This is a genomic window from Microbacterium sp. F2E (genome assembly GCF_020905435.1).
GTDB classification, from domain to species: domain Bacteria; phylum Actinomycetota; class Actinomycetes; order Actinomycetales; family Microbacteriaceae; genus Microbacterium; species Microbacterium lacticum.
This window is the reverse complement of sequence record NZ_JAJJIB010000009.1, coordinates 44944-56337: the sequence shown is the minus strand read 5'-3', so window position 1 is coordinate 56337 and position 11394 is coordinate 44944. Positions and strand designations below refer to the sequence as shown.

Sequence of the window (11394 nt, the reverse complement as noted above, 5' to 3'; positions counted from 1 at the left end):
ACGGGCACGGCACCGTGCCCTGAGCAGGTACCCCCGACGCTACTGGGACCGGTCACAGTTCGGTATGAGAATCCTCTCATTCAGCCACGATCCGGGTGTGAGGCATCCTCGCCCCGACCCGGTGCCGCCGGGCGCGCTGCGCCGGCGCGGGGCGGGACGAGGATGCTTCGAGCCGGATCAGCCCTCGGCTTCGGCGGCGCGGAGCGTGATCGTCGAGGTGCCGGCCTCGTCGACGAAGCCCGCGATGCGCCGCTCGTCGGGGCCGACGTACTCCGACAGCGGACGGATGAGCGCGTTCGACGCGGCCTGCTCCATGATGTGCGCGGTCCAGCCGACCACCCGCGCCGCGACGAACAGCGGCGTGAAGGTCAGGGTGTCGAACCCGATCAGGTTGTACGCGGGACCCGACGGGTAGTCGAGGTTCGGGTAGATGCCCTTCCGCTCGACGAACTCGCGCTCGAGCGTCGTGTACAGCGCCTCGACGTCGGGGCGGTCGTAGTAGTCGATGAGGGTGTCGAGCGCCGCCTTCATGGTCGGTACCCGCGAGTCGCCGTGCTTGTAGACGCGGTGCCCGAATCCCATGATCTTGCGCTTCTCGGCGAGCGCGCGGTCGAGCCAGGCCTCCACCTCGTCGGCGTCGCCGATCTCGTCGAAGATGTGCAGCACGGCCTCGTTCGCCCCGCCGTGGAGCGGCCCCTTGAGCGCGCCGATCGCGCCGACGACGGCCGAGTACAGGTCGGACAGGGTCGAGGTGATGACGCGCGCGGTGAACGTCGAGGCGTTGAACGAGTGCTCGGCGTACAGGATCATCGAGCGGTTGAAGGCATCCACCACGACGTCGTCGAACTCCTCCCCGAAGGTCATCCAGAGGAAGTTGGCGGCGTAGTCGAGATCGTCGCGCGGCGCGATGAGCTCCTCGCCGCGGCGACGGCGCTGGCCGTAGGCCACGATCGCCGGCAGCGCCGCGAACAGGCGAATCGAGCGCTCGAGGTTCTCCTCGGGCGTGCCCGTGGCGTCGAGCACCGAGCCCGTGCCGGCGAGGTCGCGGGCGCCCAGCACGCTGACCGCCGTGCGCACCTCGTCCATCGGGTGCGCGTCGAGCGGCGTCAGGTCGATCGCCGCCTTCACGTCATCCTGCAGGGCGCGGTGCGCGCGCTCGGTCGACCGCAGCGCCGCGAGCTGCTCGTCCGTCGGCAGGTCGCCGTTCCACAGCAGGTAGGCGACCGCCTCGGCCGACTGGGTGGCGGCCAGCTCGTGCACGGGGTAGCCGCGGTACAGCAGCGAGTTGGTCTCGGGGTTGACCTTGCTGATCGCCGTGACGTCGGCGACGACCCCGGCGAGTCCCTTGTGAATGTCGGGCATGGTCACTCCTTCGTGATCTGAAAGTTGAAGACGCTCTGGTCGAAGTGGTTGTACGCCTCGTAGTCGATGAGGTCGTACAGGTCGGCGCGGTGCTGCATCTCCCCCAGCCGCCCGGTGAGGCGTCCCTCGTCGTTCAGCGTATCGAGTGCGCGACCGGCGGCGCCCATCGCCATGCGCAGCAGCGACACCGGCCAGATGACGATCTGCACCCCGGCATCCCGCAGCGCATCGACGGCGAACAGCTCGCTCTTGCCGAACTCGGTCATGTTGGCGAGGATCGGCACGTCGACCGCCTTCGCGACCGCTTCGAACTCGGCGAGATCGCGCATCGCCTCGGGGAAGATGGCGTCCGCCCCGGCATCCACCAGCGCCTTCGCGCGGTCGATCGCGGCGCCGAGGCCCTCGACGGCACGGATGTCGGTGCGCGCCATGATGAGGAAGTTCGGGTCGCGGCGCGCGTCGACGGCGGCGCGGATTCGTTTGAGGGCCGTGTTCTCGTCGACGACCTGCTTGCCGTCGAGGTGGCCGCAGCGCTTCGGGTTGACCTGGTCTTCGATGTGGGTGCCGGCGATCCCGGCATCCTCGAGCGTCTGGATCGTGCGGGCGACGTTCATCGGCTCGCCGAAGCCGGTGTCGGCGTCGATGATCGCGGGGAGCTCGGTCATGCGGGCGATCTGCTGCCCGCGCCCGGCGACCTCGGTGAGCGTCGTCAGGCCGATGTCGGGCAGGCCCAGGTCGGCCGACAGCACGGCGCCCGAGATGTAGACGCCTTCGAAGCCCTTCTGCTCGATCAGCCGGGCCGACAGCGGGTTGAACGCCCCGGGGAAACGCAGCAGCTCGCCCGCGGCGAGCCGCTCGCGCAGCAGGCGCCGCTTCTCGGCGGCCGGAGTCTGCGCGTACAGCATCAGGCCAGCCCTCCCGCCGCGCGCCCTGCTCTGGTCGCCGTTGTACCGAATGCAGGATCAGACCACAGCTTTCGCGCCTGCAGAGCCCGATTCGGGGCGGTGTGTGTGGTCTGATCCTGCAAACGGTACGGCGCGCACGTGCGAGCGGACATCAGAACAGCCCCTTCGGCGCGGGCACGGATGCCAGGACGCCCGGCCGGGCGACGATGTTGAGCTCCCGCACCTCGTCGACGGTCAGCTCGGGCAGCCGCTCGGCGAGGCCGAGGAACCGGTCGATCTCCTCCGGCGCGAGCACGGGCTCCGCGAGCAGGCGGAACTTCGCGATGTAGTCGGCGCGGGCGAACGGCCGGGCCCCGAGCGGATGGGCGTCCGCGACGGCGATCTCATCGGTGATCGTCGAGCCGTCGGCGAGGGTGATCTCCACACGTCCGCCGAAGGCCTTCTCGTCGGGGTCTTCGGAGTGGTAGCGGCGCGTCCACTCGGCATCCTCCGCCGTCGTGATCTTCTGCCACAGCGCGACCGTGTCTTCGCGGGCGGCACGAGCGGGCAGGTACGAGTCGACGTGGTGCCAGCCGCCGTCTTGCAGCGCGACGGCGAAGATGTACGGGATCGAGTGGTCGAGGGTCTCGCGGGAGGCCTGCGGGTCGTACTTCTGCGGATCGTTCGCGCCCGAGCCGATCACGTGGTGGGTGTGGTGGCTCGTGTACAGCACGATGCTCTCCACCTTCGCCGGGTCGGCGAGCTCGGGGTGGGGGCCGTGGAGCTTTCGGGCCAGGTCGATCCACGCCTGCGCCTGATACTCGGCCGAGTGCTCCTTCGTGTAGGAGTCGAGGATCGCACGCTTGGGCTCGCCGGGGGCGGGGAGCGGCACGTCGTACGAGGCATCCGGGCCGTCGAGCATCCACGCGATGACGCCGTCCTCACCTTCGTAGATGGGGCTCGGCGAGGTCTGCCCGCGCATCGCCCGGTCGACGGCTTCGACCGCCATCTTGCCGGCGAAGGCGGGGGCGTGCGCCTTCCACGTGGAGATCTCGCCCTTGCGGGACTGACGGGTGGCCGTCGTCGTGTGGAGGGCCTGGCTCACGGCCTGGTAGATCGTCGCCTCGTCGAGGCCGAGCAGGGTGCCGATGCCGGCCGCGGCCGAGGGGCCGAGGTGGGCGACGTGGTCGATCTTGTGCTTGTGCAGCGAGATGGCGCGCACGAGGTCCATCTGGATCTCGTATCCGGTCGCGATGCCACGGACGAGCGCCGCGCCGTCGGCGCCGACGTGCTGGGCGACCGCGACGATCGGGGGGATGTTGTCGCCCGGGTGCGAGTACTCGGCCGCGAGGAACGTGTCGTGGTAGTCGAGTTCGCGGACCGCGACGCCGTTCGCCCAGGCCGCCCACTCGGGGCTCGAGAGGGTCTCGTTGGGCTCGCCGAAGACGGTCGAGCCATGCCCGTTGCGGCTCACCGGGTGATCGAGGGCCTGCGCGCGCGCCGCGGCCACGGGGCCGCGGGTGAGCGAGGCGGCGGCGACGGCGGCGTTGTCGATCACGCGGTTGATGATCATGTCGACGACGGCGGGCTCGACCGCGACGGGGTCGGCGGCGACCTCCGCGATCTTCCAGGCGAGCTGGTCTTCGCGCGCAAGGTTCTCCTCCGAGCGGTGGACGCGCACGTGGTGGGTGACGGTCATGGGGTTCCTTCCGTGGACGGCAGCGAGGCGAGGATCGAGGTCAGGGCGTTGTACAGGTGCACGTGCGTGGCGTGGGCGGCGAGGTCGCCGTCGCCCACGGCGATCGCGGCGGCGATGAGGCGGTGCTCGGCGACGGATGCCGCGAGGCGGTCGGGGTTGTCGCGCGCGAGGCGGCGCACACGCACCAGGTGGGTGCGCACGTTCTTCAGCGCCGCCGTGAGGTAGTCGTTCTCGACGGCCGCGTCGAGCGTTTCGTCGAAGCGCGCGATGAGCGCGTAATAGGCGTCGGGGTCGGCGGCGGCTTCCGTGCGGGCGAACTCACCGGCCAACGCCGCGAACAGCGCTCCCTCTGCCCCGCCGGCGGCGAGGCGCGCAGCCGTCTCCTCCAGGGCGCGGCGCACCTCGAAGAGCTCGCGGATGTCGCCGGCATCGATGTCGCTGACCACCGTCAGTCGCGGAGACGGCTGCACGACGAGGCCGTCGGCGAGGAGGCGCCCGAGTGCTTCGCGCAGCGGCGTGCGGCTGACGCCCAGGCGGACGGACTGCTCGACTTCGGCGAGCACCGTGCCGGGCGCCAGATCGCCGGACTGGATCTCGTCGAGGAGCACCCGGTAGGCACGGTCACTGGCACGCACGCGTTCTCCTCTCGACACCCATAGTGTATACATCAGCGAGGCTGCGAGGAAGCGATGACCAATTTCGGCGCCCTAATGCATACAGAAGGCGACAGCCGCGTACGGATTCACCCGGCCGCGTGCAGCCGATGGGTCAGCACGGCGACATGGAGAGCAGCGACCTGCTCCCCATCGTCGAAATCGACGCCGAGAAGGTCTTCGAGCAGGGCGATGCGCTGATAGAACACCGATCGCGACAGGTGCGCCGCTTCGGCGGCCGCCGTGCGGTTGGACGGATGCGCGAGCAGCGCCGTCAGCACCTCGAGAAGGTCGCCGCCCCGAGCGCGGCCGTCGGCCAGCACCGGATCGAGCATCCGCTCCGCGTGCGCGATGAGGCGATGATCGTCGCGCAGCGCCGCCACCACCCGGGTGAGGGGACGCTCGGCCACGCGCCGGCCGTCCGCGCCGCGGCGGGAAGCACCACGCAAGCTGTCATCGGCACCGACGAGGTCGATCGTCTCGCGAAGGCCCGCGACGAGCGTTCCGACCGCGCGCTCGTACGCGGCCGCGGGCTCGAGCGCGGGGATGACCGCGCCCGGGCCGAGCACGACCCGCGCCCGCGCCGACGTCGACCCCGCCCGCAGGGCGTCTTCGAGTGCGACGGCGAATGCGTCGGCACGGTTGTCGGCAGCGCTCGTCGCGCGGCCCGCGACCGCCAGGATCAGCGGCGTGCGCACCAGCGCCGACCCGTCGTCGAGGGTCGTGCTCGTGCCGCACACGACGCGCGCGCCGATCGCCGCGGCGGCGATGTCGGCGGCGGCCGCGACCGTGACCGCGTCGCCGCCCCGGCCCGACGACACGAGGGCGACCACCGCGAAGGCCACCGTGCCGACGAGGGGCATGCCCGCGGCATCCAATCGCGCCGCCACCGCGGACAGGCTGGTGAATCGTCCGTCGATCAGCGCGTCGACCACGCGCCGACGCCCCAGCCGCGACCACTCCTCGCCGCCGGGATCGGCGAGCCTGCCGAGGGCGAGCGCGGTGGCCGCCTGCTCGAGCACGGCGTCGCGTCCGGCGAGGTGGGCGGCGCCGGGCAGCGCCACGAGCCATCCCCAGCGGATGCCGCGGGCCTCCACCGGTACGATCGTGCGCCCCTCCCGGTCGGGTGCCGCGGCGGCGGCGCGGGACCGACGCGCCCAGTCGCGGAGCGTGCGGGTCTCGGTGGCACCGCCGACGTGGGCGACGACGACCTCGTGTCCGACGCTCTCCAACACCACCGGGGCGGCCAGCGTGAGACCGACCTGCTCGACGATGAACTCCGTCGGCGCCCCGCGCAGCGCAAGTCCCGTGAACAGGGTGCGCACCGCGTCGCGGGCTTCCAGAGCCGCCGTCTGGTCGGCGATGATCCGGCGGTGCACGGCCTCGGTGATGGTGACGAACTTCACCTCTCGGTGCAGCACGATCAGCGCGATGTCGGCGCTGCGTGCGGCATCGGCCAGCACCGCCGGCACATAGCGGTAGTGGGCGCCCAGCTCGAGCACGATGCCCGCAGCCCCCACCTCAGCCAGCTGCGCGACGAAGTGCGCCAGCCGTCGCGGATCGTCCGGCCACCCCGAACCGGTGGACAGGAGCAGCTCTCCGCCTTCGAGCAGTCGCGCGACATCCGCGCTGTCGGAGACGTGCACCCAGCGCACGGGCGCCTCCAGGGCGGCTCCGCCGACCACGACGACCGGGGCGCCGGGCACGAAGGCGTCGAGGGCCAGCACCTCGGAGACGGTCGGCAGAACAGCGGCCGGACGTTCTGTCCGAGAACCGTCCACATCGCGACGATCGGACACCTGCGTCTCCCCCCTGTGCTCCGTCAGCATAAGCATGTCACGACCCGGTCGAACTGTCCGAACAGGAGCCCTCATGGACCTCATCCGTCATCACATCGCCGGCCAGTCCGTCGGATCGACCGAACGCACCGGCCCCATCTACGACCCCGCGACCGGTGCCGTGCAGGCCGAGGTCGCCTTCGCGTCGACCGCCGAGACGGATGCCGCGATCGCGGCGGCCGCGGCGGCGCTGCCGGCCTGGCGCGCCACGAGCCTCATCAAGCGAGCCGACGTCTTCTTCCGCCTCCGCCACCTGCTGGTCGAGCGCGCCGACGAGCTGGCCGCGATCATCACCGCCGAGCACGGCAAGGTGCTCTCCGACGCGAAGGGCGAGATCAGCCGCGGCATCGAGAACGTCGAGTTCGCGGCGGGACTGGTCCACCTTCTGAAGGGCGAGCACGCCGAACAGGTCTCGCGCGGCGTCGACGTGCACTCGGTGAAGCAGCCGGTGGGCGTGGTGGGCGCGATCACGCCGTTCAACTTCCCCGTGATGGTGCCGCTGTGGATGACGGCATCCGCCATCGCCTGCGGCAACACGGTGGTGCTCAAGCCGAGCGAGAAGGACCCCTCCGCCGCCCTCTTCCTGGCGCGTCTGTACGAGGAGGCGGGCCTTCCCGCCGGCGTCCTCAACGTCGTGCACGGTGACAAGGTGGCCGTCGACGCGATCCTCGACTCCCCCACCGTCCGTGCCGTCAGCTTCGTCGGCTCGACCCCGATCGCCCGCTCGATCTACGAGCGGGCCGCCGCGGCCGGCAAGCGCGTGCAGGCCCTCGGCGGCGCGAAGAACCACATGGTCGTCATGCCCGACGCCGATCTGGACGCCGCGGCCGACGCCGCCGTCTCGGCCGCCTACGGGTCGGCCGGCGAGCGCTGCATGGCCGTCTCGGTCCTCGTCGCGGTCGGAGACGACGTCGCCGACGCCCTCGTGACGAAGGTCGCGGAGCGCATCGCCGGGCTGACCATCGGGCCGGGCACGGATGCCGCGAGCGAGATGGGACCGCTCATCACCCGCGAGCACCGCGACAAGGTGGCCTCGTACGTCGCCGGCGCCGCCGCCGAGGGCGCGACGGTCGTCGTCGACGGCACCGCACAGCGCTTCGAGGGCGATGGCTTCTTCATCGGCGTCTCGCTCGTCGACCGGGTCGCCCCCGGCATGAAGGTCTACGACGAGGAGATCTTCGGCCCCGTGCTCTCCGTCGCCCGCGTCGCGACGTACGACGAGGCGGTCGCTCTCATCAACGCGAGTCCGTTCGCGAACGGCACCGCGGTGTTCACGCGCGACGGCGGCACCGCCCGCCAGTTCGAGTTCGACATCGAAGTCGGTATGGTCGGCATCAACGTGCCGATCCCGGTGCCGGTGGGCGCGTTCTCGTTCGGCGGGTGGCGCAACTCCTTGTTCGGCGATTCGCACATCTACGGCCCGGAGTCGATCCACTTCTACACGCGGAGCAAGGTCGTGACGACCCGCTGGCCCGACCCCAGCGAGAGCCAGATCAGCCTCGGCTTCCCGAGCAACCACTGAGTCCGCGGCATCCGGAGGAGACATCATGAGCACCATCGACCCGATCGCCGACCCGGCGGCCGACGCCGCCGTCCGCGGCGACGACCGCAGCCACGTCTTCCACTCGTGGAGCGCGCAGGCGCTCATCGACCCGCTGCCGGTCGCGGGAGGCGAAGGCGCGACGTTCTGGGACTACGCGGGAAACCGCTACCTCGACTTCTCGTCGCAGCTGGTGAACCTCAACCTCGGCCACCAGCATCCCGACCTCGTCGCGGCGATCCAGGAGCAGGCGGGTCGCCTGGCCACGATCCAGCCGTCGATGGCCAACGCCACGCGCGGCGAACTGGCGCGCCGCATCAGCGAGATCGCTCCCGACGGATTCTCGAAGGTGTTCTTCACCAACGGCGGAGCCGATGCCAACGAGAACGCGGTCCGGATGGCGCGCCTGGTCACCGGCAAGCGCAAGGTGCTGGCGATGTACCGCAGCTATCACGGCAACACCTCGACCGCGATCACCCTCACGGGCGACCCGCGCCGGTGGGCCAACGAGCCGGCCGACGCCTCGGTCGTGCATTTCTTCGGCCCGTACGCCTACCGGTCGCCGTTCCACGCGGACTCGCCGGAGCAGGAGGCCGAGCGTGCGCTCGCCCACCTCGAGCAGACGATCATCCTGGAAGGCGCCTCGACCATCGGCGCGATCATCATCGAGTCGGTCGTCGGCACCAACGGCGTGCTGATCCCGCCGCCGGGCTACCTGCCGGGAGTGCGCGAGCTCTGCGACCGCTACGGCATCGTCTACATCGCCGACGAGGTCATGGTCGGCTTCGGACGCCTGGGCACCTGGTGGGGGTTCGAGAACTTCGACGTCGTGCCCGACCTCATCACCTTCGCGAAGGGCGTGAACTCGGGCTACGTGCCGCTGGGCGGCGTCGTCATCTCCGACCGGATCGCCGCGCACTTCGACACGGTCTCTTTCCCGGGAGGGCTGACCTACTCCGGTCACCCGCTGGCCTGCGCCCCGGGTGTGGCGACCTTCGAGGTCTTCCGCCGCGACGGCATCCTGGAGCGCGTCCGCGACCTCGGCGAGCGCGTCGTGCGCCCGCGACTGGAGCGGATGGCCGAACGGCATCCGTCGGTCGGGGAGGTCCGCGGTCTGGGCCTGTTCTGGGCGATCGAGCTCGTGCGCGACCGGCACAGTCGCGAGCCGCTCGTGTCGTTCAACGCGTCGGGGGCGGATGCCGCCCCGATGGCCGCGTTCGCGGCGGCGTGCAAGAAGGCGGGCCTGTGGCCGTTCACGCACTTCAACCGCGTGCACGTGGCGCCGCCGCTGATCATCTCGGAGGACGACCTGGTGCGCGGCCTCGACGTCATCGACCGCGCGCTGGAGGTCACCGACGCCGAGGTGGCGTCGTGACCGCGTCGACAGCGGTGCTCCGCAACATCATCGACGGCGTGCCGGTCGCGTCATCGGGTACGGCTCTGCCGCTCGTGAGCCCCGTGACCGGCGAGGTCTACGGCCACGCTCCGGTCTCGACGGCGGCGGAGGTGGATGCCGCGTTCGCGGCGGCATCCCGCGCCTTCGACACGTGGAAGCGGACGACGCCCGCCCAGCGCCAACTGCTGCTGTTCCGCCTCGCTGATGCGCTGGAGGCGCACGCGGAGGAGTTCGCCGATCTGGAGTCGCAGGACACCGGAAAGCTGCGCGCGAGCCTCGTCGCCGACGAGATCGTGCAGTCGGTGGACCAGCTCCGCTTCTTCGCGGGCGCAGCCCGTGACCTCGACGGGCGGGCGGCGGCGGAGTACGCGGAGGGTTTCACGTCGTACGTCCGCCGCGAGCCGATCGGTGTGGTCGCGCAGGTGACGCCGTGGAACTACCCGCTGAACATGGCGGTGTGGAAGATCGGTCCTGCCCTCGCGGCGGGCAACACCGTCGTGCTGAAGCCGAGCGAGACGACGCCGCAGACCACGGTGCGCCTCGCCGAGCTCGCCGCCGAGATCCTCCCCGCGGGGGTTCTCAACGTCGTGCTCGGCGATCGGGAGACCGGTCGGATGCTGGTCGAGCACCCCACCCCGCAGCTCGTCGCGATCACCGGCTCGGTGCGCGCCGGGATGCAGGTGGCCGCCTCGGCCGCGCGGGACCTCAAGCGCGTGCACCTCGAGCTCGGCGGCAAAGCGCCGGCGCTCGTGTTCGCCGACGCCGACCTCGATCGGGCCGCGCGAGGCATCGTGGAGGCCGCGTTCTTCAACGCCGGCCAGGACTGCACGGCCGCGACGCGCGTGCTCGTGGATGCCGCGGTGCACGACCAGCTGGTCGCGAAGCTCGTCGCCCACACCCGCGATCACGCGAAGACGGGCGCGCCGGATGACCCGGAGGCCTTCTTCGGCCCGGTGAACAACCCCGACCAGCTCGCGCGGGTGCAGGGGTTCGTCGACCGGCTGCCGTCGCACGCGTCGATCGCGATCGGCGGGCGCCGACAGGGCGACATCGGCTGCTTCTTCGAAGCGACGATCGTCACGGGCATCCGCCAGGACGACGAGGTCGTGCAGCAGGAGATCTTCGGCCCGGTGCTCACGGTGCAGCCGTTCGCGTCGGAGGAGGACGCGCTCGCGCTGGCCAACGGGGTGCCGTACGCACTCGCGGCATCCGTCTGGACGCGCGAGCACGCGCGGGCACTGCGGTTCTCCCGCGACCTCGACTTCGGCTGCGTCTGGATCAACGCGCACATCCCGTTCGTCTCCGACATGCCCCACGGCGGCTTCAAGCACTCCGGGTACGGCAAGGACCTCTCGATCTACGGCTTCGAGGACTACACCCGCCTCAAGCACGTCATGGCGAGTCTGGACTGAACGCACCGACCTCGACGCCGAGCAGTCCCGCCGCGGCACGGAGCACGGGCGACACCGGATCGATACCCGCACCCCAACCGACGAGGCCGTGCGCGCCGAGTCCGTCGATCATGGCGAGCAGGTGCCAGGCCAGCGGCTCTGCGTCACCCGCCGGGATGACGCCGGCCGCCATCCCCCGAGAGACCTCCTCCGCGATCAGCGCACGCCAGGCGTCCATCGCCGCGCGCACCCGCTCGGCGAGCGGAGCGTTGCGCGTGCCCAGTGCCCACGCCTGCACCCAGACGAGGGTGACGTCGCGGCGTGCGGGATCCAGCGTCGTCCGCAGCAGCGCGCCGATCCGCACGGGAGCGGCAGCGTCGGGAAGCAACGCCCGCACCTCCTCGAGCTCGCCGGCGACGATGTCGAAGAAGGTGTCGGCGACCAGGTCGTCCATGCTCGGGATGTAGTGGGCGACCAACCCGGAGGCCACGCCGATGCGCGTCGCAACAGCGCGCAGCGTCACGGCATCCAGCCCGTCGGCGAGCGCGAGTTCGCGCGCAGCGCCCGCGATCTGCTCCCGGCGCTGCTCGGCGCTCAATCGTGCGCGCCCGGTGGTTGACGTCTGCGGCAT

At 71.1% G+C, this 11394-nt stretch carries 9 protein-coding genes; 3 read left to right on the top strand and 6 right to left on the bottom strand.

All coding sequences use genetic code 11. The annotated features are described in order from the left end of the window. Window positions 1–177 precede the first annotated feature (177 nt). The 5 genes from LOK55_RS08635 to LOK55_RS08615 form a co-directional block, all read right to left on the bottom strand. A complete protein-coding gene (locus tag LOK55_RS08635) occupies window positions 178–1368 on the bottom strand; it encodes a bifunctional 2-methylcitrate synthase/citrate synthase (protein ID WP_229935044.1) in 1191 nt (396 codons plus the stop codon). Next, complete coding sequence (gene prpB, locus LOK55_RS08630) at window positions 1365–2267, bottom strand: methylisocitrate lyase (RefSeq protein WP_229935043.1); 903 nt, start codon at window positions 2265–2267, stop codon at window positions 1365–1367. Before prpB ends, LOK55_RS08635 begins: the two co-directional genes overlap by 4 nt. Before the next feature lie 151 nt (window positions 2268–2418). Further along, entirely contained in the window at window positions 2419–3945 is a 1527-nt protein-coding gene (locus LOK55_RS08625; RefSeq protein ID WP_229935042.1) for an MmgE/PrpD family protein, read from the bottom strand. Further along, window positions 3942–4580 carry a GntR family transcriptional regulator gene (locus LOK55_RS08620; RefSeq protein ID WP_229935041.1) on the bottom strand — a complete coding sequence of 213 codons (639 nt, stop codon included), beginning with the start codon at window positions 4578–4580 and terminating at the stop codon, window positions 3942–3944. Before LOK55_RS08620 ends, LOK55_RS08625 begins: the two co-directional genes overlap by 4 nt. Window positions 4581–4687: 107 nt before the next feature. Then, window positions 4688–6325 (bottom strand): PucR family transcriptional regulator ligand-binding domain-containing protein, encoded by a 1638-nt coding sequence (locus LOK55_RS08615; RefSeq protein ID WP_308066655.1) that lies wholly within the window; start codon window positions 6323–6325, stop codon window positions 4688–4690. 145 nt (window positions 6326–6470) lie between these two features. Between LOK55_RS08615 and LOK55_RS08610 the strand changes: the two genes are divergently transcribed. Genes LOK55_RS08610 through LOK55_RS08600 form a run of 3 tightly spaced genes read left to right on the top strand, consistent with a single transcriptional unit; the run spans window position 6471 to window position 10784 of the window. Beyond that, a complete protein-coding gene (locus LOK55_RS08610) occupies window positions 6471–7958 on the top strand; it encodes a CoA-acylating methylmalonate-semialdehyde dehydrogenase (RefSeq protein WP_229935039.1) in 1488 nt (495 codons plus the stop codon). Window positions 7959–7983: 25 nt separating this feature from the next. After that, complete coding sequence (locus LOK55_RS08605; RefSeq protein WP_229935038.1) at window positions 7984–9351, top strand: aspartate aminotransferase family protein; 1368 nt, start codon at window positions 7984–7986, stop codon at window positions 9349–9351. Then, complete coding sequence (locus LOK55_RS08600) at window positions 9348–10784, top strand: aminobutyraldehyde dehydrogenase (protein ID WP_229935037.1); 1437 nt, start codon at window positions 9348–9350, stop codon at window positions 10782–10784. Before LOK55_RS08605 ends, LOK55_RS08600 begins: the two co-directional genes overlap by 4 nt. Here LOK55_RS08600 and LOK55_RS08595 read toward each other — a convergent pair. Next, window positions 10765–11394, bottom strand: a complete 630-nt coding sequence (locus LOK55_RS08595; protein WP_005047783.1) for a TetR/AcrR family transcriptional regulator — start codon at window positions 11392–11394, stop codon at window positions 10765–10767. The two genes, LOK55_RS08600 and LOK55_RS08595, sit on opposite strands and share 20 nt — an antisense overlap.